The organism is Pseudomonas sp. GD03875 (assembly GCF_029840585.1).
Taxonomy (GTDB): Bacteria; Pseudomonadota; Gammaproteobacteria; order Pseudomonadales; family Pseudomonadaceae; genus Aquipseudomonas; species Aquipseudomonas paralcaligenes.
Genome location: NZ_JAOCCV010000003.1, coordinates 257,104 through 278,741, shown reverse-complemented (window position 1 = coordinate 278,741; position 21,638 = coordinate 257,104). Strand labels below are relative to the sequence as shown.

Genomic DNA, 21,638 nt, shown 5'->3' with positions numbered 1-21,638 from the left:
GTTTCGTCAGTCGAAGATTGCAACGATGTCGTGACACAGCGGAGGTGAAGGTGCGGGTACGCAAGTTGGTGAAGGGGGCGCTGGCCGTGCTCCTCCTGTCGGTGGCGGCGCTGATGCTGGTGCTCGTGTTGTTCGATTGGAACCTGCTGCGGCCGACCATCAACGAGCGCGTCTCGGCGGCGCTGAACCGGCCCTTCGCCATCGAGGGCAATCTCAGCGTGGTCTGGCGCCGCGAACCGGACGAAGGCGGCTGGCGCGCCTGGCTGCCGTGGCCGCATTTCTCCGCCGAGCAACTGGTGCTGGGCAACCCCGACTGGGCTCAGGGCGACACCTTCGTCAGCCTGGACCGGGTGCGCTTCCGCCTCGCGCCGCTGCCGCTGCTGTGGAAGACGGTGCGCATCCCCCGCATCGAGCTGGGCGCGCCCTACGCCAACCTGCAGCGCCTGGCCGATGGCCGCGCCAACTGGACCTTCGACCTCGGCAAGGATGAGGAGAACCCCGACGAGCCGAGCCCCTGGACGCTGGACATCGGCACCATCGGTTTCGACCAGGGCGTGGTCAGCGTCGACGACCAGGTCTCGCGAACCCGCCTGGAGATGCAGATAGACCCCCTCGGCCAGCCCATCCCGTTCAGCCAGATCGTCGGCGAGGGCACTGCCCAGCGCCTGGCCGAGGAACACGCCGCGGCCCAGGACTATGCCTTCGCCTGGCTCGCCAAGGGGCGCTTCCAGGGCCTGCGAGTGAACGGTCGCGGCAAGGTCGGTGGCCTGCTGGCGCTGCAGGATGCCAGCCTGCCGTTCCCCCTGCAGGCCGACGTACGGGTCGGCAGCACTCGCATCCAGGTCGCCGGCAGCCTGACCGATCCGAAGAACCTGGGCGCGCTGGACCTGCGCCTGCGCCTCGCCGGAACCAGCCTCAGCCAGCTCTATCCGCTGACCGGCGTGACCCTGCCGGACACGCCTGCCTACGCCACCGACGGCCGCCTGCGGGCGGACCTGCGCGACGAGGGCGGCGCCAGCTTCCGCTACGAGGGCTTCAACGGCCGCATCGGCGCCAGCGACATCCACGGCGACCTGACCTTCGTCGCCCGCCAGCCCCGGCCCAAGCTGTCTGGCCGGCTCACTTCCAACCAACTGCTGTTCGCCGACCTCGCACCCCTGGTCGGCGCGGACTCCAATGCCGAGAAGAAGGAGCGCGGCGCCGCCGCCAACCAGCCGGCCAACAAGGCGCTGCCGGTGGAGGAGTTCCGCACCGAGCGCTGGCGGGCCATGGACGCCGACGTGCGTTTCACCGGCAAGCGCATCGTCCATTCCGAGAAGCTGCCGATCAGCGACCTGGACACCCATGTGGTGCTCAACGACGGCATGCTCAGCCTCGAACCCCTGCGCTTCGGCATGGCCGGCGGCACCCTGGACGCGCAGATCCGCCTGAACGGCGCAGTGACCCCGCTGCAGGGCCAGGTGCGCCTGAGCGCGCGGGAGCTGAAGCTCAAGCAGTTGTTCCCCACTTTCGCACCGATGCAGACCAGCTTCGGCGCGCTCAATGGCGATGCCACCCTTAGCGGCACCGGCAACTCGGTGGCGGCGCTGCTGGGTGGCGCCAACGGCGAGCTGAAGATGCTGATCAACGACGGCGCGGTAAGCCGCGACCTGCTGGAGATCGCTGGGCTCAATGTCGGCAACTACCTGGTGGGCAAGCTGTTCGGCGACGAGGAGGTGACCATCCACTGCGCCGCCGCCGACCTGGGCATCAAGCAGGGGCTGATGAGCACCCGGCTGTTCGTGGTCGACACGGAGAACGCAGTGATCCGCGTCGACGGCAGCGCCAACTTCGCCAGTGAGCGGCTGAATTTCGACATCACCCCGGCGACCAAGGGCCTGCGCATCTTCTCCCTGCGCTCGCCGCTCTACGTGCGTGGCACCTTCAAGGACCCGGACGCCGGCGTGCGGGCCACGCCGCTGGCGCTGCGCGGCGCCGGCCTGGTGGCGCTGGGCGTGGCGGTGGCGCCGGCGGCCGGGCTGCTGGCGCTAGTGGCGCCCAGCGAGGGCGACAAGAGCAGCCAGTGCGCGCCGCTGCTGCGGCAGATGCAGCAGGGCGGCAAGGGGTAGCGTCGTTTCGCGGGGCTCCGTCACTGGCCGCAGGGGCGGTGCGCATGGCGCACCCTACGATCGCGGCGGGTCGGGTTTCGTTTAGCGCGCCACGCTGGCGGAGATGGCTACCGCGGCGGCGGCGGTGCGGGTTTCCACGCCGAGCTTCACGTAGACGTGCTCCAGGTGCTTGTTCACTGTGCGCGGGCTGAGGCCGAGGATGTCGCCGATGTCGCGGTTGGTCTTGCCGCAGGCCACCCAGCGCAGCACCTCCACCTCGCGTTCGGTGAGCTGGAAGCGGCTCGACAGCGCCTCGAAGGTCGGCTCGTTGCTCAGGGTCAGGTCCACCGGCTGGGCGGCGGCGCGGGCCGATTGCAGGGTGCGTGCCGTGCGCAGGTGGGCGGCGACCCGCGCTAGCACCTCGTCGGTGTGGATCGGCTTGGTCACGTAGTCGCTGCCGCCGGCGGCGAAGCCTTCCACCACGTGTTCGCTGTCGGTCAGCGCGGTCATGAACAGCACCGGGATGTCGGCGCTGTTCGGCTCGGCCTTGATCCGCCGGCAGGTCTCGAAGCCGTCCAGGCCGGGCATCATCGCGTCGAGCAGGATCAGGTCGGGGCGCCGCCGTTGGATGCGGTTCAGCGCGCTCTGGCCGTCGAGAGCCACCAGCACCATGTAACCCTGGGCGTCGAGGGCGTCGGAGAGCAGGGCGAGGTTGTCCGGCGTGTCGTCTACGATCAGCACGGTGCCGCGCTCAGCAAGCTGCGTGGCTGCATTCATGTTCGGCCTCCTTGAGTTGGCGGTTGAGTTCGTCCAGGCGGAAGCCCTTGGCCAGGGCCCGCAGCCGGGCGGTGAAGGGCGCGCAGGCGGGCGTCTGCCGCTCGATGGCGTCCAGCTTGTCCTGGATGCCGCGCATGTAGCCGAGCGCCACCAGCTCGCGCAGCTCGGCCAGTTCGCTGGCGCTGGGCAGTATTTCGATCGGTGGCGGCACGGGCTCCGGCTCGGCGACGCGGTGCAGCCACTGCAGGTCGAGCTGCTGCTGGATGCGTTCGAGCAGCGCCGGGGTATGTACCGGCTTGGCCAGGTAGTCGTTGCAGTAGGCGGCGATGCTGCGTTCGCGGTCGTCGGCGAAGGCGTTCGCCGAGATCACGATGATCGGTGCCTGGGACAGGGCGTTGCGGCGGATCAGCCGGCTGGTCTCGAAGCCGTCCATCTGCGGCATCGACAGGTCCATCAGGATCAGGTCGGGGTTCAGCAGCGCCACCTGGCGGATCGCCTCCTGGCCGCTGGCCGCCTGTTCGACGCGAAAGCCCAGCGGTTCGAGCATGCCGGCCAGCACGCGGCGGTGTTCCAGGTGATCGTCCACCACCAGGATCAGCCGGCGCGGGCCCTGGTAGCCGATGATGTCGTGCGCCACGTGCACCACTGCCCGGGGGGCGCGCACCTCGGAGAGGAACAGGCGCACCTGGAAGCGCGTGCCCTTGCCCGGCTCGCTGTGCACCGACAGTTCGCCGCCCATCAGCGCGGTGAGCATGCGGGTGATGGTCAGGCCCAGGCCGACGCCGTTGTCCTGGCGCATCAGGTCGCCGCGCTCGAAGGGCTGGAAGATGCGTTCGATCTGCTCCGGCGCGATGCCGATGCCGGTGTCGACGATCTCGAAGCAGGCGGTCTCGCGCAGGTAGCTGACGCGCAGGCGCACCTCGCCCTGCTCGGTGAAGCGCACGGCGTTGCCGAGCAGGTTGATCAGGATCTGCCGCACGCGCTTCTCGTCGCCGCGCACCACCGCCGGAATCCGCCCGACCGTTTCCAGGTGGAAGGCCAGGCCCTTCTCGGCGGCCTGCGGGGTGAACATGCGTTCGAGCTGGTCGACGAACTCGGGGAGGGGGATTTCCGAAAGCTCCAGGTGCAGCTTGCCGGCCTCGATCTTGGCCACGTCGAGCAGGCCGTCGATCAGCGACAGCAGGTGCGAGCCGCTGCGGAAGATGGTCGCCAGGGCGTCGCGGTGGCGCGCGGGCATGGCCGCGTCGCGCTGCAGGATCTGGGTGTAGCCGAGGATGCTGTTGAGCGGCGTGCGCAGCTCGTGGGACAGGCCGGTGACGTAGCGGCTCTTCGCCGCGTTGGCGCTCTCGGCCAGCACCTTGGCCTTCTGCAGCGCCTCGTCGGTCTTGCCGTGGGCCTCGATCTCCTGCATCAGCAGCAGGGTCTGGCGGTCCGACTCCTGCTGCGCCACCTGGCGGCTCTCGCGGGTCAGGACGATCCACCAGGCGAGCATGCCGGCGAACAGCGAGAGGGTAAGGAAGGCCTTGAGGAAGGCCTGGTACAGGGTCTGCTGGACCTCCGGCGAGTTCGGTACCAGGCCGTGGGAGACCTGGCTGTAGATCAGTGCCAGCGCGCCGAACAGCATCAGCACCAGCAGCGCGAGGAAGCCCAGGTACTGCGCCAGGCGGCTGTGCAGGCGCGGGATGCTAGCCCAGGGGAATAGCCAGTGGAGCAGGCCGTCGACCTGCCGGGACAGCCGTGCGTGGGGCTTGCAGGCGTCGCCACAGCGGGCGTCCAGCGAGCAGCACAGCGAGCAGATCGGCGTGCTGTAGGCCGGGCAGAAGGCCATGTCCTCGCGCTCGAAGGCGTTGTTGCACAGGCCGCAGCGCGGCGCCTCGCGCGCACCCGGCGGGTGGATCAGCGCCGCCGAGCTCTGCCGCGCGATGTAGAAGCGCCCGCCGGTGAGCCAGGCCAGCAGCGGCGCGCAGAGGAAGGCCGAGCCCAGCGCCACCATCGGCGAGGCGGCCTGGGCCAGGGCGCCGAACAGGCCGGCGTGGGCCAGCACCGAGAGCAGCGAGGCGATCAGCATGGCGCCGACGCCCACCGGGTTGATGTCGTACAGGTGGGCGCGCTTGAACTCGATGTGCTTCGGCGACAGGCCCAGCGGCTTGTTGATCACCAGGTCGGCGACCAGCGCGCCGATCCAGGCGATGGCGATGTTGGCGTACAGCCCGAGCACCTCCTCGATCGCCTCGAACACGCCCAGCTCCATCAGCATCAGGGCGATGGCGACGTTGAACACCAGCCACACCACCCGGCCCGGGTGGCTGTGGGTGACCCGGGCGAAGAAGTTGGACCAGGCCAGGGAGCCGGCGTAGGCGTTGGTCAGGTTGATCTTCACCTGGCTGACGATGACGAACAGCACCATGGCGCCGAGCGCCCATTCCGGCGACGAGAACACGTAGTGGAAGGCCACCAGGTACATCTGGGTCGGCTCGGCGGCGCGCTCGATGGGAATCTCGTGCTGCAGCGCGAGGAAGGCGAGGAAGGCGCCGGCCAGCATCTTCAGCGCGCCGGGGATGATCCAGCCCGGCCCGGCCATCAGCAGCGCGGCCCACCAGCGCTTGCGGTTCTGCGCGGTCTTCTCCGGCAGGAAGCGCAGATAGTCGACCTGCTCGCCGATCTGCGTGACCAGGGCCAGGGCCACGGTGCAGGCGGCGCCGAACGACAGCAGGTTGAAGGCGCCGGCCTCACCCTCGCGGCCGGCGAAGCTGGTCCAGTCGGACAGCGCGCCGGGGTTCTTCAGGATCACGAACAGGTAGGGCAGGAACAGCAGCACCAGCCACAGTGGCTGGGTCCAGGTCTGCAGGCGGTTGATCAGGGTGATGCCGTAGGCCACCAGGGGAATGATGATCACTGAGCAGATCACGTAGGCCAGGGCCAGCGGCAGGTCGAAGTACAGCTCCAGGGCCAGGGCCATGATCGCCGCTTCGAGGGCGAAGAACAGGAAGGTGAAGCTGGCGTAGATCAGCGAGGTGATGGTCGAGCCGATGTAGCCGAAGCCGGCGCCGCGGGTCAGCAGGTCCATGTCCACGCCGTAGCGCGCCGCGTAGTAGCTGATCGGCAGGCCGGTGAGGAAGATCACCAGGCTCACCGCGAGGATCGCCCACAGGGTGTTGGTGAAGCCGTAGGACAGCGCCAGGGCGCCGCCGATGGCTTCCAGGGCGAGGAACGACACGGCGCCCAGGGCGGTGTTGGCGATACGCAGCTCCGACCACTTGCGGAACGCCCGCGGGGTGAAGCGCAGGGCATAGTCCTCCATGGTCTCGTCGGCGACCCAGCTGTTGTAGTCGCGGCGGATCTTGACGATGCGCTGGGTTCCGGTGGGTTGCACGGTGCGGTTCCTGGTCGATGACATGGGTACTCGCGCCGTCCTTGCGCTGGGGTTCTTGTTGCCGGTGTCTGGTGTCTGGTGTCTGGTGTCTGGTGTCTGGTGTCTGGTGTCTGGTGTCTGGGGTCTGGGGTCTGGGGCTTTGGGTGGGAGCGGCCTTGGCCGCGATGGGGCTTGCGGGCATGTATTCGCGGCCGAGGCCGCTCCCACAATCCACGCCGACACCGACACCAGCGCGGTTGCAACATCCATGCCCCGGCCTTGCAGCCCTCGCCACGCGCGCACGGGCTTCTGTCCGGCCGCTGGCCTTGCGCGCAGCGTGCACCAATACGGTGCTCCGGGGCTGTACGTCAGATGACGTATGCGCTTACGTCATGCTGCGTATACCCCGGCGGGAGGGGCGCACGCATTCTTGCGGCGAACCCGGAGCAGACCTGCGCAGACAGGCCGGCGACGACCCAACCGCACGAGGAGCACGACGATGGATGCACAACCGACCCGACTTCTACCCCGCCGGCTGGCGCTGGGCGCCGCCGCGCTCTCGCTGCTGGCCGCCAGCGTGTTCAGCCAGGGCGCCATGGCCGACGCCGCCAACACCACCGGCCTGGCGGTGACCGACACCGAGGTGACGGTCGGCCAGCTGCACTCGGCCACCGGCACCATGGCCATTTCCGAGACCGGTTCGATCCAGGCCGAGCGCCTGGCCATCGAGCAGATCAACGCCTCCGGCGGCATCCTCGGCCGGCAGATCAAGGTGATCCAGGAAGACGGCGCCTCCGACTGGCCGACCTTCGCCGAGAAGGCCAAGAAGCTGCTGGTGGGCGACAAGGTCGCCGCCGTGTTCGGCTGCTGGACCTCGGCCTCGCGCAAGGCGGTGCTGCCGGTGTTCGAGAAGGAGAACGGCCTGCTCTACTACCCGACCTTCTATGAGGGCCTGGAGCAGTCGAAGAACGTCATCTACACCGGCCAGGAGGCGACCCAGCAGATCCTCGCCGGCCTCGATTGGATCGCCAAGGAGAAGGGCGCCAAGACCTTCTACCTGATCGGCTCCGACTACATCTGGCCGCGCACCTCGATGAAGATCGCGCGCAAGCACATCGAGAACGTGCTCGGCGGCGAGGTGGTCGGCGAGGAGTACTACCCGCTGGGCAACACCCAGTTCGGCTCGCTGATCAACAAGGTCAAGCTGAAGAAGCCCGACGTGGTCTTCACCGCCGTGGTCGGCGGCTCCAACGTCGCCTTCTACAAGCAGATGAAGGCCGCCGGCGTGACCTCCGCCAAGCAGAACCTGCTGACCCTGTCGGTCACCGAGGATGAGCTGCTCGGCATCGGCGGCGAGAACATGGAAGGCTTCTACGCCTCCATGAAGTACTTCCAGAGCCTGGACAACCCGAACAACGCCGCCTTCGTCGAGGCCTTCAAGGCCAAGTACGGCAAGGACGCGGTGATCGGCGATGTGACCCAGGCCGCCTACCTCGGCCCGTGGCTGTGGAAGGCCGCGGTGGAGAAGGCCGGCAGCTTCGACGTCGACAAGGTGGCCGCCGCCTCGCCGGGCATCGAGCTGAACACCGCCCCGGAGAGCTACGTGAAGGTGCATGACAACCATCACCTGTGGAGCAAGACCCGCATCGGCCAGGTGCAGAAGGACGGCCAGTTCAAGGTGGTCTACGAGTCCGGCCTGATCGAGCCGAACCCGTTCCCGAAAGGCTACCAGTAACAGCAGCGACGAGCTGCAAGCCTCAAGCGGCAAGTGGAGTGCGCTCTGCTTGCGGCTTGAAGCTTGAAGCTTGCAACTTCTTCTGAGGGTGCTCCTATGGAATGGCTATCGGAATTTGGTGCCATCGCGGCCATGCAGGGCTTCAACGGCTTGTCCGTGTTCTGCGTCCTGCTGCTGATGGCTCTGGGGCTGGCGATCATCTTCGGCCAGATGGGCGTGATCAACATGGCCCACGGCGAGTTCCTCACCATCGGCGCCTACACCACCTTCGTGGTGTCCTCGCTGACCGAACAGTACGCCCCGGCCTTCGGGCCTTACTACTTCTTCTTCGCCATCGCCCTGTCCTTCGTCATCGCCGGCGCCATCGGCTGGCTGGTGGAGTGGGCGATGATCAGCAAGCTCTACCACCGGCCGCTGGATACCCTGCTGGCGACCTGGGGCCTGTCCCTGGTGATGCAGCAGGCGTTCCGCTCGATCTTCGGTGCGCGCGAGGTCAGCGCCACCCTGCCGGAGTGGCTGATGGGCTCGTGGAACCCCACCGAAGCCATCGACATCCCGCGCAACGGCCTGTTCGTGATGGGCCTGACCATTCTGCTCACCGCCACCATCTTCCTCATGCTCTACCGCTCGCGCTGGGGCCTGCAGGTGCGCGCCACCATGCAGAACCGGGTGATGAGCCGCGCGGTGGGCATCAACACCAAGCGCGTCGACCGCATGACCTTCGCCCTCGGCTGCGGCGTGGCCGGGGTGGCCGGCGCGGCCTTCACCACCATCGGCTCCACCGGCCCGACCGCGGGCGGGTTGTACATCGTCGACACCTTCCTGGTGGTGGTCTTCGGCGGCGCGGCCAGCCTGCTCGGCACCATCGCCTCGGCGTTCACCATCGCCCAGGCCCAGTCGATCATGGAGTTCTTCATGAGCGGCTCGATGGCCAAGGTGCTGACCCTGTCGGCAGTGATCCTGATCCTGATGATGCGTCCGCAGGGGCTGTTCTCGATCAAGGTGCGCAAATGAGCGGCAACGCTGTCACCCCTCTCCCGCTGGGAGAGGGGCCGGGGGTGAGGGGCGGGCTCCGCGCTGCCGCCATCTCCCTCGCCCTGACCCTCTCCCAGGGGGAGAGGGAACGTTCAAGCATGAGGACCCGCAGATGAACCCGACTCTCGACAAACTCCTGGGCGGCAAGCAGGGCGCCATCGGCCTGGCGGTGCTCGCCGCGCTGATCCTGGTGGTGTTCCCGCTGGCGCTGGACGCCTTCCGCCTGAATATGGTCGGCAAGTACCTGACCTACGCCTTCGTCGCCGTCGGCCTGGTGCTGTGCTGGGGCTACGGCGGCATCCTCAGCCTCGGCCAGGGCATCTTCTTCGGCCTCGGCGGCTACTGCATGGCGATGTTCCTCAAGCTCGAGGCCTCCGACCCGGAGAGCACCAAGATCCAGTCCACCCCCGGCATCCCGGACTTCATGGACTGGAACCAGATCACCGAGCTGCCGATGCTCTGGCAGCCGTTCCACAGCTTCGGCTTCACCGTGCTGGCGGTGATCGCGGTGCCGGTGCTGCTGGCGCTGGTGATCGGCCTGACCATGTTCAAGCGCCGCGTCGGCGACGTGTACTTCTCCATCGTCACCCAGGCCATCGCGCTGATCCTCACCGTGCTGATCATCGGCCAGCAGGGCTTCACCGGCGGGGTCAACGGCATCACTGACCTGCGCACCCTGATGGGCTGGGACATCCGCACCGACGAGGCCAAGCTGATCCTGTACTTCGTCAGCGCCTTCCTGCTGTTCGGCTGCATCCTGCTGGCGCGCTTCATCATCGCCTCCAAGCTCGGCCGCCTGCTGCTGGCCATGCGTGACAAGGAGGAACGCGTGCGCTTCTCCGGCTACGACGTGGCCAGCTTCAAGATCTTCGTGTTCTGCGTCGGCGCCGCCTTCGCCGCCATCGGCGGGGCGATGTTCACCCTGCAGGTCGGCTTCATGTCGCCGAGTTTCGTCGGCATCGTGCCGTCGATCGAGATGGTCATCTTCGCTGCCGTCGGCGGGCGCCTGTCGCTGCTCGGCGCGGTGTACGGCGCGTTGCTGGTCAACTTCGGCAAGACCTACTTCTCCGAGAGCTTCCCCGAGCTGTGGCTGTACCTGATGGGCGGCCTGTTCATCGTCGTGGTGATGTACTTCCCCAACGGCATCGCCGGCCTGTGGGACAGCCACGGCAAGCGCTGGCTGGCACGCCTGATGCCGGCGAAGAAGGTGCCGGCGGTGGTCGAGCCGCCGACCAGGCCCATCGCCAAGGCCGCACCCACTCCCGAACTGGAGACCACCCCATGAGCCCGAATCCAACCGGCTTCCAGATGCCCAAACCGGTGCTGGCCATCGAGGGCCTGACCGTGTCGTTCGACGGCTTCAAGGCGGTCGACGACCTCAACCTGTACATCGACCGCAACGAGGTGCGCGTGGTCATCGGCCCCAACGGCGCCGGCAAGACCACGGTGCTCGACCTGATCTGCGGCAAGACCAAGGCTACTGCCGGCAGCATCCAGTTCGAGAACCGCGAGCTGACCAGGATGCGCGAGTTCGACATCGTCCGCGCCGGGGTCGGGCGCAAGTTCCAGAACCCATCGATCTACGAGAACCTGACGGTGTTCGAGAACCTGGAAATGTCCTACCCGGCCGGGCGCAAGGTGTTCGGCGCGCTGTTCTTCAAGCGCTCGCCGGCGGTGATCGAGCGGGTCGAGCAGGTGGCGGCGGAGATCATGCTCGGCGAGCACCTGCACATGCAGGCGGACCTGCTCTCTCACGGCCAGAAGCAGTGGCTGGAGATCGGCATGCTGCTGATGCAGGACCCGCAGCTGCTGATGCTCGACGAGCCGGTGGCCGGCATGAGCGTCAGCGAGCGGGTGGCCACCGCCGAGCTGCTCAAGCGCATCAGCCAGGGCCGCTCGGTGCTGGTCATCGAGCACGACATGGAGTTCGTCAAGAGCATCGCCCACAAGGTCACCGTGCTGCACCAGGGCAAGGTGCTGGCCGAGGGCAGCATGGACGCGGTGCAGAGCAATCCCAAGGTCATCGAGGTGTACCTGGGGCACTGATCCCGGGTGCCGAGGCTTCCACCGGCCGTAGGGTGCGCCGTGCGCACCGCCGGATGCGCAATGGTGCGCGCAGCGCACCCTACGTAGGAGTGACATTCATGTTCCAGATCAGCAACCTCGTCTCCGGCTACGGCCAGAGCCAGATCCTCCACGAACTCAACCTCGACGTGGCGAAGAAGGACATCGTCGCGGTGATGGGCCGCAACGGCATGGGCAAGACCACCCTGTTCAAGAGCCTGATGGGCGTGCTGCCGCAGTGGGGCGGGCAGATCAGCGTCGACGGCCGGGACATCTCCAGGCTGGAAACCCACCAGCGGGTCGAGGCCGGCATCGCCTACGTGCCCCAGGGGCGGATGATCTTCCCCAGCATGACCGTACTGGAGAACATCCAGACCGGCCTGCCGGCGTCGGCCAAGGGCAAGGTGCCGGACGACCTCTACGCGCTGTTCCCGGTGCTGCAGGAGATGCGCCACCGCAAGGGCGGCAACCTCTCCGGCGGCCAGCAGCAACAGCTGGCCATCGCCCGCGCGCTGGCCACCAACCCCAAGGTGCTGCTGCTCGACGAGCCTACCGAGGGCATCCAGCCGTCGATCATCAAGGACATCGCCCGCACCCTGAAGGAGATCCGCAACCTGCGCGACCTGACCATCGTCGTCTCCGAGCAGGTGCTGTCCTTCACCATGGAAATCGCCGACCGCTTCCTAGTCATCGAGAAGGGCAAGTTCGTGGTCGAGGAGGCGCGCGACAAGGTCGACGAGGCGACCATCAGCCGCTACCTCTCCGTGTGACGACGCACCCCGCGTAGCCCGGATTCCGTCCGGGCCGCAAGACAGACTCCCCCGTTTTACGGCCGGCGTGTTCTCCATGCGCCGGCCGCTTTTTCGCGCCCGCGAAAAAGCGCCGCAAGGCCCGCCGTTGCCGGCGCCGGCCATACGTCATCCGACGTATTTCCCGCCTCGCCGCGCTCCTCGAGACTGGCCACCGTACCCCGGCGCGCAGACGCCAGGCACCCACCACTGGTCCCAGGAGCACTGTCATGACCGATACCCTGATCAAGGTCGACCTCAACCAGGCCGCCACCGAGAACGAACAAGTCCACAACCGCTGGCACCCGGACATCCCGATGGCCTGCTGGGTCAAGCCGGGCGACGACTTCATCCTGGAGACCTACGACTGGACCGGCGGCGCGATCAAGAACGACGACGACGCCAGCGACGTGCGCGACGTCGACCTGTCCACCGTGCACTACCTGTCCGGCCCGGTGGGCGTGCATGGCGCCCAGCCGGGCGACCTGCTGATCGTCGAGCTGCTCGACATCGGCGCCAAGGCCGAGTCGCAGTGGGGCTTCAACGGCTTCTTCTCGAAGAACAACGGCGGCGGCTTCCTCACCGACTACTTCCCGTCCGCGCAGAAGTCGATCTGGGACTTCGAGGGCATGTTCACCAAGAGCCGGCACATCCCCGGCGTGCGCTTCGCCGGCCTGATCCACCCCGGCCTGATCGGCTGCCTGCCGGACCACAAGATGCTCGCCGAGTGGAACCGCCGCGAGCAGGAGCTGATCGACACCAACCCGACCCGCGTGCCGCCACTGGCCAACCCGCCGTTTTCCTCCACCGCGCACATGGGCAAGCTCACCGGCGCCGCCCGCGACATGGCCGCCGCCACCGGCGCGCGCACCGTGCCGCCGCGCGAGCACGGCGGCAACTGCGACATCAAGGACCTGTCGCGCGGCTCGAAGATCTTCTTCCCGGTCTATGTCGACGGCGCCGGCCTGTCGGTGGGCGACCTGCACTTCAGCCAGGGCGACGGCGAAATCACCTTCTGCGGCGCCATCGAGATGGCCGGCTGGGTGCACATGAAGGTCGAGCTGATCAAGGGCGGCATGGCCAAGTACGGCATCAAGAACCCGATCTTCAAGCCCAGCCCGATCGTGCCGACCTACAACAACTTCCTGATCTTCGAAGGCATCTCGGTCGACGACGCCGGCAAGCAGCACTACCTGGACGTCAACCTGGCCTACCAGCAGGCCTGCCTCAACGCCATCAACTACCTGACCAAGTTCGGATACTCGCCGGCCCAGGGCTATTCGCTGCTCGGCTCGGCGCCGGTGCAGGGGCACATCAGCGGCGTGGTCGACATCCCCAACGCCTGCGCCACCCTGTGGCTGCCGACCGACATCTTCGAGTTCGACATCAACCCCAGCGCGAGCGGCCCGACCAAGTACCTGGACGGCAGCATCGACATGCCCATCGCCTACGAGAAGTGAGGCCGGCACGCACGGCGCCGTAGGGTGCGCCGTGCGCACCGAATTTATCGAGGAACGCTGCCATGCCGATCTACGAATACGACTGCCCGCACTGCGGCGACTTCACCATGCTGCGGCCGATGGCCGAGCGCGACACCCCCTGCGCCTGCCCCTACTGCGAGACAGAAAGCGCGCGGGTGATCCTCAGCGCCCCGGGCCTGGCCACCATGCCCGGCAGCCAGCGCCGCGCCATCGAGACCAACGAGCGCTCGCGCCACGCGCCGCAGACCCTCGAAGAATACAAGACCAACCGCAAGCACCCGGCCGGCTGCAGTTGCTGCGGCCCGAGCAAGCCGGTCGAGCGGACCAGGGCCAACCCCCACGGCCTCAAGGCCAGCCCCTCGGCGCGGCCGTGGATGATCAGCCACTGAGGTTGTTTATTGGGTCCCCGCCTGCGCGGGGATGACGTGGGGCACGGACATCACCTTTCCACCGTCATTCCCGCGCAGGCGGGAACCCAGAGGCACAGCGCTGCGGCATTGCCCGGCACGACCTGATCCCCGGTGGGAGACGCTTCGCGCTTTTCCACCCTACGAAGCGAGGAGTCATTTATGCGTCACGGCGATATTTCCAGCAGCCCCGATACCGTCGGCGTCGCCGTCGTCAACTACAAGATGCCGCGCCTGCACAGCAAGGCCGAAGTGCTCGACAACGCGCGCAAGATCGCCGAGATGATCAAAGGCATGAAGCTCGGCCTGCCGGGCATGGACCTGGTGGTGTTCCCCGAGTACAGCACCATGGGCATCATGTACGACAAGGACGAGATGATGGCCACCGCTGCCACGGTGCCGGGCGAGGAGACCGCGATCTTCTCCGCCGCCTGCCGCGAGGCGAAGACCTGGGGCATCTTCTCGCTCACCGGCGAGCGCCACGAGGAACACCCGCACAAGGCGCCGTACAACACCCTCATCCTGATCAACGACCAGGGCGAGATCGTGCAGAAGTACCGCAAATGCATCCCCTGGTGCCCCATCGAGGGCTGGTATCCGGGTGATCGCACCTATGTCTCCGAAGGCCCCAAGGGCATGAAGATCAGCCTGATCATCTGCGACGACGGCAACTACCCGGAAATCTGGCGCGACTGCGCGATGAAGGGCGCCGAACTGATTGTGCGCTGCCAGGGCTACATGTACCCGGCCAAGGACCAGCAGGTACTGATGGCCAAGACCATGGCCTGGGCCAACAACTGCTACGTGGCGGTGGCCAACGCCACCGGTTTCGACGGCGTGTACAGCTACTTCGGCCACTCCGCGCTGATCGGCTTCGACGGCCGCACCCTCGGCGAGTGCGGCGAGGAGGAGATGGGCATCCAGTACGCCCAGCTGTCGGTCTCGCAGATCCGCGACGCACGCGCCAATGACCAGTCGCAGAACCACCTGTTCAAGCTGCTGCACCGTGGCTACACCGGCGTGTACAACTCTGGCGACGGCGACAAGGGCGTGGCCGACTGCCCGTTCGAGTTCTACCGCACCTGGGTGCTGGACGCGCAGAAGGCCCAGGAGGATGTGGAGAAACTGACCCGCTCGACCATCGGCGTGGCCGATTGTCCGGTGGGCGAGCTGCCCCATCCGGGCAAGGAGCGTTTCGCGTAGGGTGCGCTGTGCGCACCATGAGAGCTTGCGGTGCGCACGGCCTAGGCGGCCCCGCGACACCCTACCGGTGACCATCCCATGCCTTTTGCCAACGACCTGATCGAACACAACCGCCAGCAGCTGGACGAAATGCCGGCTGCCCGGTTGCAGTCACGCTTCCTGTTCGAGCCGGCCAGGGTCATGGCCCTATTGCGCGAGCGCATCGTCGGCCAGGATGCGGTGCTGGAGCAGGTCGAGGCGCTGCTCAAGGTGGTCAAGGCCGATATCGGCGAGCGCGAGCGGCCGCTGTCGGTCAACCTGTTTATGGGCCCCACCGGCGTCGGCAAGACCGAAGTGGTGCGCCTGCTGGCGCAGGCCATCCACGGCCGTGCCGACGCCTTCTGCCGCATCGACATGCATACCCTGGCCCAGGAACACTACGCCGCGGCGCTGACCGGCGCGCCGCCGGGCTATGTCGGCAGCAAGGAGGGCACCACCCTGTTCGACGCCGAGGCCATCGCCGGCACATTCGGCCGCCCCGGCATCGTGCTGTTCGACGAGCTGGAGAAGGCCAGCCCCGAGGTGCTGCGCAGCCTGCTCGGCGTGCTGGAGAACGGCCGCCTGACCCTCACCGCCGGCAGCCGTACTCTGGATTTCCGCAACAGCCTGATCTTCATGACCAGCAACGTCGGCGCCCAGCCGGTGCAGCGCTTGCGCGAGCGTTTCGCCCGCGGCTGGCGCCGCTGGCTGGGCCTGCGCGCCGACGAGGCCGGCGAGCGCGAACGGGCGCTCACGCGCAGCTTCGACCCGGAATTCCTCAACCGCATCGACCGTATCCTCGACTTCCAGCCCCTCGACGACGACTGGCTGGAGGCGCTGCTGGAGATCGAGCTGACCAAGCTCAACCAGCGCCTGGGCCGCCAGGGCCGTTCGCTGTGGCTGGAGGAGGGCGCGGTGGAGTGGCTTTGCCGCGCCCACGACGCGCGCTACGGCGCCCGCGCCCTGGCGCGGCGGGTGCGTACCGAGCTGGAGCCGGCCATCGCGGACTGCGTGCTGCTCGATCCAGCAGCGATCCGCCTGCGCGCGCAGGCCAATGAAGACGGGTTGTGTGTGGTGGTCGAGCGCGACCGGTCGAACGGTTAAACTGGCGTCTTTCCGTTTCTGGTTGCTCCGCCATGTCCTTCGAACCTCTCGGCCTGATCGAACCCCTGCTGCGTATCCTGGAGGCGCTCGACTACCGCGAGCCCACGCCGGTGCAGAAGCAGGCCATTCCCGCCGTGCTCAAGGGGCGCGACGTGCTCGCCGCGGCGCAGACCGGCACCGGCAAGACCGCCGGCTTCGCCCTGCCGCTGCTACAGAAGCTGACCATGGAAGGGAGCCAGGTGGCGGCCAACTCGGTGCGCGCGCTGGTGTTGGTGCCGACCCGCGAACTGGCCGAGCAGGTGGCGCAGGCCGTGCAGCAGTACGCGCAGAACCTGCCGCTGCGCACCTACACGGTGTACGGCGGGGTCAGCATCAACCCGCAGATGATGAAGCTGCGCAAGGGCATCGACCTGCTGGTGGCCACCCCCGGCCGCCTGCTCGACCTGTACCGGCAGAACGCGGTGCGCTTCGACCAGTTGCAGGCGCTGGTGCTGGACGAGGCCGACCGCATGCTCGACCTCGGCTTCGCCAAGGAGCTGGACGAGCTGTTCAGCGCGTTGCCGCGCAAGCGTCAAACCCTGCTGTTCTCCGCCACCTTCTCCGACGCCATCCGCCTGATGGCCAAGGAGCTGCTGCGCGACCCGCTGTCCATCGAGGTCAGCCCGCGTAATGCGGCGGCCAAGAGCGTCAAGCAGTGGCTGGTGACGGTGGACAAGAAGCGCAAGAGCGAGCTGCTGCTGCACCTGTATCGCGAACGTGGCTGGGACCAGCTGCTGGTATTCGCCAAGACCCGCAAGGGCGTCGACGAGTTGGAGCAACTGCTGCTGTCCGAAGGCATTGCTGCCGACTCGATCCATGGCGACAAGCCGCAACCGTCGCGCCTGCGCGCGCTGCAGCGGTTCAAGGCCGGCGAGGTGCGCGTGCTGGCAGCCACCGACGTGGCCGCGCGGGGCCTGGATATCAGCGAACTGCCGCGAGTGGTCAACCTCGACCTGCCGATCGTCGCCGAGGACTACGTGCACCGCATCGGCCGTACCGGCCGCGCCGGCGCCACCGGTGAGGCGGTATCGCTGGTCTGCGCCGACGAGGTCGAACTGCTGGCCGCCATCGAGACGCTGATCGGCCAGATCATCCGCCGCGAGGACGAGCCGGGCTTTGTGCCGGATCACCGCGTACCGCAGACCGCCCCCGGCGGTGCGGTACTGAAGAAGCCGAAGAAGCCCAAGGTCAAGGTGATTCCCGGTGCCGGTGCCGGTGCCGGTGCCCGCGCCGGCAAGGGCAAGATCCACATGGGCAACTGGTTCGAGGCCGACGACGACAAGCCGAAGGCCAAGGCCGTGCGCGCGGTGCCGAAGTTCGGCGAGAAGCCGCGGCCGAAGAAGAAGTAGGCCCCGCGCTCAGTCCTGGCGCAGCTGGCCGACCGCCGCGTCGGTCATGTCGTAGATCACCAGGCACAGGTGCTCGATGCGGCCCTGGGCGGCGGCCAGCGGGAGGATGGTCAGGTTCTGGTACATGAAGTCGGCCTGGCCGGTGATCGGCCGGTAGCTCTTGAAACGCATCAGGTAGGGCCGCTGCTGCCACAGGCTGAAGGCGCGGGTGCCCAGGCGCAGCACGGTGCCGACCTTGCGCTCCAGCCAGGGCCGGTCGATCTCCGGGAACAGCTCGAACAGCACCCGCCCCTGGGCCTGGTCGGCGCCCAGGCCCGAGTGGTTCTCCATGAAGCTGTTCCACACCTCGACCCGGTACTCGCGGTCCAGCACCAGCACGCCCACGTCCAGGCACTGGACGATGTCGAGCAGCCAGTGCAGCTCCTGCAGGTCGATCTGTGCGCGTTCGCCCATCGGCTCACTCCATCAGGTGCTGGATCTTGCCGGTCAGCCGCGGCACCGAGTCCTCGGTGAACAGCAACAGCAGATCGAAGTGCACGGCGTGGTTCTCCAGGCCGTAACTGATTTCCACCGCCAGGGTCTGGCGCCAGCGCTCGCGGTTGAGCTGGATCAGCTCGCCGACCCGGGCGTGCTGGCCGAGCAGTTGCGGATGACCCTGGGAGAAACGGATGTCCAACTGCTCGGCGATGCCGGACAGGCAGGCGCCGATCAGGATGCTGGCCAGGTCCAGAAGCATCTCCGAGGTGTCGTTCTCGTTGTCCGGCTGCCAGCCGAGCAGGCGGGCGATGTCGGCCACCTCCGAGTCGTGGAACAGCAGCAGCGCCTCGCCGGCGATGGCCTCGCCGATGAAGCCCTGGCACACGGCGCTGAGGTGCTCGCCACGGCGGGCGTCCTCCAGGGCCATGTGCAGCTCGCTGACCTCGAACAGGTTGACCGCCGGGATCGGCAGGCGCACGAACACCCCCAGTTCCTCGGCCAGCAGCGCGGCGGCGCGGCCCATGGCGACGTTGCTGACCTCGCGCAGGGCGTCGCGAAAGCCGACCTTGAAGGCCAGCTCCTTGCGTGCCGGAGGCGGCTCTTCGGTGGCCGGGGGCTGGAACAGGCCGAGGCTGCGCAGGGTCTCGCGCAGCTCGTCGGCCGGCGCCGGCTTGCGGATGAAGCCCAGGGCGCCAAGCTCGGCGACCCGCCGCTGGGCTTCCTCCTGGATATCGCCGGAGACCACCACGATGCGGCAGGCATGGCCCTCCTCGCGGACCTTGGCCAGCACCTGATAGCCGTCCATCACCGGCATGGTCAGGTCCAGCAGCACCACTTGGCCCAGGCCCTGGCGGATCGCGGCCATGGCTTCCTCGCCCTGGCTGGCCTGGGTGATGGACACCGGCCACTCGGGGGGCAGGGCGCGGATCAGTTGCTTGCGCGCCATGGTGGAGTCGTCGCAGACCAGCAGTGGGAGCACGTGGACACCTGCAAGAAGATCGATAGCGCAAGCATAGACCTCGGCGCCGCGCGTTGGTCGCATCGTTATGCGTGTCTTGAGGTGTTTTCGGCGGCGGTTCGGGCCGCTCGGGGTGCTAGGCGTTCTGCTGCTGCGGGGCGTCCAGCGCCTTCAGCTCCTGGCGCACCTCGGCCAGGCAGGCCTGGTGCAGGTTGCGATAGTGCCTCGGCGCGCGCCGTGCGTACTGCTCGATCTGCTCCAGCTGGCTGCGGGCCTCGGCGTCGCGGCCGGCCCGGCGCAGCAGCAGGGCGTAATGGTAGCGGGCCTCGGGGCCGGCAAAGTGGCCGAGCAGGGCGTGGAATTCCTCTTCGGCCTTGGCCAGCTCACCGAGCGCGGTCAGGGCCCGGGCGTAGAGCAGGTGGCCTTCGCTGGAGCGGTATTGCGGATTGTGCTGGATCAGTTGGTCCAGGGTGTCGCGGCAGCCGGCGGCGTCGTGCTGGGCGAACTGCGCCCGGGCGAGGCCGAGCATGATGTCCGGCGCGTGGCTGTGGACGCCGCGCAGGGCCGCGCGGTAGTGCTCGGCGGCTTCCGCGGCCCGCTCCAGGCGCAGCAGCTCGTCGGCCAGCTGCACCCGCGTCTCGCGGGTGTCGCTCTGCTCCAGCGCATCGAACAGGGCGCGCAGGTGGCGCTCGGGGTCGAGGCGGTCGTGCAGCTGGTTGAGGGTGCGGCGCCCTCGCCGGCTGCGCAGCAGGTCCGGGGCCATGATGCCGAGGAAGTAGATGAGGCAGCCGAGGCCCGGCAGGGCGATGATCAGGTACAGCCAGTAGCGCTCCTGGCCGCTGCGGACCACGTGCAGACCGCAGGCGACCTGGCAGGCGATGAGCAACACAGCGAGCAGGGGCATGGGCGGGACATCCTTGGCGGGTGGGCGCCTTGTGTAGCACGGCGCCGTGCCATTGTCACCGCGCCGCTCCGGCTTATGTGCGGTCCACCCACTTCGGCGCGGCGGTCGGCTGCCAGGCGTCCATCAGGTCGAGCAGTTCGCCGGGCGACTGGCTGATCTGGAGGATCGCGCGGTGCTGTTCGCGGACGAAGCGCTCGGCCACCAGATGGTCGAGGAAGTCGGTCAGGCGCGAGTAGAAGCCGTCCACTTCGAGCAGGCCGAGCGGCTTGGCGTGGTAGCCGAGCTGGCCCCAGGTCCAGACCTCGAACAGTTCTTCCAGGGTGCCCAGGCCGCCGGGCAGGGAGATGAAGGCGTCGGCCAGCTCGGCCATTCGCGCCTTGCGCGCGTGCATGCCGTCGACCACTTCCAGGCGGGTCAGCCCCTTGTGGCCGATCTCGGCGCGTTCCAGGCTCTGCGGGATGATGCCGATCACCTCGCCACCCGCGGCCAGGGCGGCGTCGGCGACCACGCCCATCAGGCCGACCGCGCCGCCGCCGTAGACCAGGGTCAGGCCGCGCTCGGCCAGGCTGCGGCCGAGGTTCTCGGCGGCTTCGCGGTAGATCGGGCGGGCGCCGGGGCTGGCGCCACAGAACACGCAGACGGACTTCAGGTTCATGCAGGGGGCTCCCGTGGTCGTGAAGGGCGCACAGGGTAACCCTGTCCGATCGGTCAGGCGAGTTGTTCCGGGCAGGTGCCGCTGGCGCCGGCGGCATACGCGGCCAGCAGGGCGTGCAGGAAATGCGGGGTGGACATGGCGGGTTCTCCGGGTGGGTCTGGCGGCCAGACTACGCCCGGGGCGGCGGGGCTTCCCGTTGATTGTTTCGATCAGGCCCATAGCCGGGCCGCGCGCCTCAGAGTCTGTTCAAAATCTCGCGAGCTGGCGCTATGCAAGGCAAAACAGACTCTCAGCGCGGCAGCGAGGTCAGGTCCCGCTGCGGGCGCTCGGCGAAGAAGCGCTCCAGCCAGGGCTGATAGTGGGCCAGGGTGCGCGGCGGGATGTAGGTCTGCTGCGCCTCGATGAACAGGGCGATGACCTCGGGGCGGCGGGCGATCTCGTCGATCCGGCGCACCAGCTCGGCGCCCTCGGCGTTGCGGCTGCAGTAGATGCCGCTGAGGTAGGGCGAGCCGACCTCGGCCAGCGGCAGCAGGCTCAGGCCCCGCGCCAGGCCCTGCTGGCGCTGCACGTATTGCACCACCTCGGCGTAGTCCAGCAGGTAGTCGATGCGCCCGCGTTCGAGCATGCCGTAGAGGTTGCTGCCGGCGCTGCTGGTCTGGATGCGCTGCAGCTGGGGCTGCGCCTCGGGGGCCAGCAGCAGCGGGTCGAGCACCGGCCCGTAGCTGCGGTCGCGGACCAGCCCGCCGCGCAGGCGCTTGTCGCGCAGCAACTCGCGTAGCGACACCTCGTCCCGGCCGGCGGCGAAGCGCTGCACGTCCTCGCTGCGCACCACCAGTTGGTGCGGCATGGCGACGAACAGGCCGACGTAGTAGCCGTGGCGGTCGCGCTCGGCGGTGCGGAAGGTCGGCAAGAAGCAGCTCAGCGGCTCGCGCTTGAGCTGTTCCAGGCCGCGGGTGAGGTTGTTCAGGCGGTAGTGGTGGCGGTATTCCGGGAGGCGCTCGACGATCTGCTGCAGCAGCTCGACCATGATGCCGCCGTCCGGCTGGTTGTCGCGCTCGTTGATCAGGCCCGGCCAGGGGCTCATGTTCCAGGTCACGTCCGGCTGGCGAGATGCTTCGCCGCGCACCGGCAGGGACAGCGTCAGCAGGACGAGCAGCAGGGGGACGAGGCGAGCGGGCATGCGGGACACTTCGGCGAAGGGCGGG

General features: G+C 68.0%; 18 protein-coding genes. 11 read left to right on the top strand and 7 right to left on the bottom strand.

All coding sequences use genetic code 11. The features are described from left to right. Window positions 1-50: 50 nt before the first annotated feature. Window positions 51-2,108, top strand: coding sequence for an AsmA family protein (locus N5D30_RS04215; protein WP_279907805.1), 2,058 nt, complete (start codon window positions 51-53; stop codon window positions 2,106-2,108). An 81-nt stretch (window positions 2,109-2,189) separates the two neighbouring features. On the opposite strand, the gene N5D30_RS04210 is transcribed toward N5D30_RS04215, so the two are convergent. Beyond that, window positions 2,190-2,864 carry a response regulator gene (locus N5D30_RS04210; RefSeq protein WP_279907804.1) on the bottom strand — a complete coding sequence of 225 codons (675 nt, stop codon included), beginning with the start codon at window positions 2,862-2,864 and terminating at the stop codon, window positions 2,190-2,192. Continuing rightward, window positions 2,839-6,237, bottom strand: coding sequence for an ATP-binding protein (locus tag N5D30_RS04205; RefSeq protein WP_279907803.1), 3,399 nt, complete (start codon window positions 6,235-6,237; stop codon window positions 2,839-2,841). Before N5D30_RS04205 ends, N5D30_RS04210 begins: the two co-directional genes overlap by 26 nt. 478 nt (window positions 6,238-6,715) lie before the next feature. Between N5D30_RS04205 and urtA the strand changes: the two genes are divergently transcribed. The 10 genes from urtA to N5D30_RS04155 all read left to right on the top strand — a co-directional run bounded on the left by urtA (window position 6,716) and on the right by N5D30_RS04155 (window position 17,439). Further along, window positions 6,716-7,951: an urea ABC transporter substrate-binding protein gene (urtA, locus tag N5D30_RS04200; protein WP_279907802.1), complete on the top strand. Its 1,236-nt coding sequence runs from the start codon at window positions 6,716-6,718 to the stop codon at window positions 7,949-7,951. 96 nt (window positions 7,952-8,047) lie between these two features. Further along, on the top strand, window positions 8,048-8,965 hold the full coding sequence (gene urtB, locus N5D30_RS04195) for an urea ABC transporter permease subunit UrtB (protein ID WP_220811620.1): 918 nt from the start codon (window positions 8,048-8,050) through the stop codon (window positions 8,963-8,965). A 133-nt stretch (window positions 8,966-9,098) separates the two neighbouring features. After that, window positions 9,099-10,271, top strand: coding sequence for an urea ABC transporter permease subunit UrtC (gene urtC, locus N5D30_RS04190; protein ID WP_279907801.1), 1,173 nt, complete (start codon window positions 9,099-9,101; stop codon window positions 10,269-10,271). After that, the gene (gene urtD, locus N5D30_RS04185; protein WP_279907800.1) at window positions 10,268-11,032 is read left to right on the top strand and encodes an urea ABC transporter ATP-binding protein UrtD; all 765 of its coding nucleotides are present in this window, start codon (window positions 10,268-10,270) and stop codon (window positions 11,030-11,032) included. Before urtC ends, urtD begins: the two co-directional genes overlap by 4 nt. Window positions 11,033-11,130: 98 nt before the next feature. Beyond that, window positions 11,131-11,820, top strand: coding sequence for an urea ABC transporter ATP-binding subunit UrtE (gene urtE, locus N5D30_RS04180; protein WP_279907799.1), 690 nt, complete (start codon window positions 11,131-11,133; stop codon window positions 11,818-11,820). A 248-nt stretch (window positions 11,821-12,068) separates the two neighbouring features. Beyond that, window positions 12,069-13,298 (top strand): formamidase, encoded by a 1,230-nt coding sequence (gene fmdA, locus N5D30_RS04175; protein ID WP_279907798.1) that lies wholly within the window; start codon window positions 12,069-12,071, stop codon window positions 13,296-13,298. A 62-nt stretch (window positions 13,299-13,360) separates the two neighbouring features. Beyond that, window positions 13,361-13,708, top strand: coding sequence for a zinc ribbon domain-containing protein (locus N5D30_RS04170; protein ID WP_279907797.1), 348 nt, complete (start codon window positions 13,361-13,363; stop codon window positions 13,706-13,708). Between the two features lie 180 nt (window positions 13,709-13,888). Then, window positions 13,889-14,929 carry an aliphatic amidase gene (locus tag N5D30_RS04165; RefSeq protein ID WP_279907796.1) on the top strand — a complete coding sequence of 347 codons (1,041 nt, stop codon included), beginning with the start codon at window positions 13,889-13,891 and terminating at the stop codon, window positions 14,927-14,929. Window positions 14,930-15,007: 78 nt separating this feature from the next. Then, window positions 15,008-16,051 carry an AAA family ATPase gene (locus tag N5D30_RS04160; protein WP_279907795.1) on the top strand — a complete coding sequence of 348 codons (1,044 nt, stop codon included), beginning with the start codon at window positions 15,008-15,010 and terminating at the stop codon, window positions 16,049-16,051. Between the two features lie 32 nt (window positions 16,052-16,083). After that, window positions 16,084-17,439, top strand: a complete 1,356-nt coding sequence (locus tag N5D30_RS04155; RefSeq protein ID WP_279907794.1) for a DEAD/DEAH box helicase — start codon at window positions 16,084-16,086, stop codon at window positions 17,437-17,439. A 9-nt stretch (window positions 17,440-17,448) separates the two neighbouring features. Here the strand turns inward: N5D30_RS04155 and N5D30_RS04150 are convergent, their stop codons facing one another. The 5 genes from N5D30_RS04150 to N5D30_RS04130 all read right to left on the bottom strand — a co-directional run bounded on the left by N5D30_RS04150 (window position 17,449) and on the right by N5D30_RS04130 (window position 21,613). Continuing rightward, window positions 17,449-17,892, bottom strand: a complete 444-nt coding sequence (locus tag N5D30_RS04150; protein ID WP_220811636.1) for a PAS domain-containing protein — start codon at window positions 17,890-17,892, stop codon at window positions 17,449-17,451. 4 nt (window positions 17,893-17,896) lie between these two features. After that, a complete protein-coding gene (locus N5D30_RS04145; RefSeq protein ID WP_279907793.1) occupies window positions 17,897-18,958 on the bottom strand; it encodes a response regulator in 1,062 nt (353 codons plus the stop codon). A 52-nt stretch (window positions 18,959-19,010) separates the two neighbouring features. Next, on the bottom strand, window positions 19,011-19,778 hold the full coding sequence (locus N5D30_RS04140) for a tetratricopeptide repeat protein (RefSeq protein WP_279907792.1): 768 nt from the start codon (window positions 19,776-19,778) through the stop codon (window positions 19,011-19,013). Window positions 19,779-19,851: 73 nt separating this feature from the next. Further along, a complete protein-coding gene (locus tag N5D30_RS04135; protein ID WP_279907791.1) occupies window positions 19,852-20,433 on the bottom strand; it encodes a TIGR00730 family Rossman fold protein in 582 nt (193 codons plus the stop codon). A 289-nt stretch (window positions 20,434-20,722) separates the two neighbouring features. Then, window positions 20,723-21,613: a hypothetical protein gene (locus tag N5D30_RS04130; protein ID WP_279907790.1), complete on the bottom strand. Its 891-nt coding sequence runs from the start codon at window positions 21,611-21,613 to the stop codon at window positions 20,723-20,725. Between the last annotated feature and the right edge of the window lie 25 nt (window positions 21,614-21,638).

What these genes read in the sequence shown, in the direction of transcription:
- N5D30_RS04210 (WP_279907804.1), bottom strand. Translation starts at nt 2,864, where the DNA reads ATGAATGCAGCCACGCAGCTTGCTGAGCGCGGCACCGTGCTGATCGTA.
- urtA (WP_279907802.1), top strand. Translation starts at nt 6,716, where the DNA reads ATGGATGCACAACCGACCCGACTTCTACCCCGCCGGCTGGCGCTGGGC.
- urtB (WP_220811620.1), top strand. Translation starts at nt 8,048, where the DNA reads ATGGAATGGCTATCGGAATTTGGTGCCATCGCGGCCATGCAGGGCTTC.
- urtC (WP_279907801.1), top strand. Translation starts at nt 9,099, where the DNA reads ATGAACCCGACTCTCGACAAACTCCTGGGCGGCAAGCAGGGCGCCATC.
- urtD (WP_279907800.1), top strand. Translation starts at nt 10,268, where the DNA reads ATGAGCCCGAATCCAACCGGCTTCCAGATGCCCAAACCGGTGCTGGCC.
- urtE (WP_279907799.1), top strand. Translation starts at nt 11,131, where the DNA reads ATGTTCCAGATCAGCAACCTCGTCTCCGGCTACGGCCAGAGCCAGATC.
- fmdA (WP_279907798.1), top strand. Translation starts at nt 12,069, where the DNA reads ATGACCGATACCCTGATCAAGGTCGACCTCAACCAGGCCGCCACCGAG.
- N5D30_RS04170 (WP_279907797.1), top strand. Translation starts at nt 13,361, where the DNA reads ATGCCGATCTACGAATACGACTGCCCGCACTGCGGCGACTTCACCATG.
- N5D30_RS04165 (WP_279907796.1), top strand. Translation starts at nt 13,889, where the DNA reads ATGCGTCACGGCGATATTTCCAGCAGCCCCGATACCGTCGGCGTCGCC.
- N5D30_RS04160 (WP_279907795.1), top strand. Translation starts at nt 15,008, where the DNA reads ATGCCTTTTGCCAACGACCTGATCGAACACAACCGCCAGCAGCTGGAC.
- N5D30_RS04155 (WP_279907794.1), top strand. Translation starts at nt 16,084, where the DNA reads ATGTCCTTCGAACCTCTCGGCCTGATCGAACCCCTGCTGCGTATCCTG.
- N5D30_RS04150 (WP_220811636.1), bottom strand. Translation starts at nt 17,892, where the DNA reads ATGGGCGAACGCGCACAGATCGACCTGCAGGAGCTGCACTGGCTGCTC.
- N5D30_RS04145 (WP_279907793.1), bottom strand. Translation starts at nt 18,958, where the DNA reads ATGCGACCAACGCGCGGCGCCGAGGTCTATGCTTGCGCTATCGATCTT.
- N5D30_RS04140 (WP_279907792.1), bottom strand. Translation starts at nt 19,778, where the DNA reads ATGCCCCTGCTCGCTGTGTTGCTCATCGCCTGCCAGGTCGCCTGCGGT.
- N5D30_RS04135 (WP_279907791.1), bottom strand. Translation starts at nt 20,433, where the DNA reads ATGAACCTGAAGTCCGTCTGCGTGTTCTGTGGCGCCAGCCCCGGCGCC.
- N5D30_RS04130 (WP_279907790.1), bottom strand. Translation starts at nt 21,613, where the DNA reads ATGCCCGCTCGCCTCGTCCCCCTGCTGCTCGTCCTGCTGACGCTGTCC.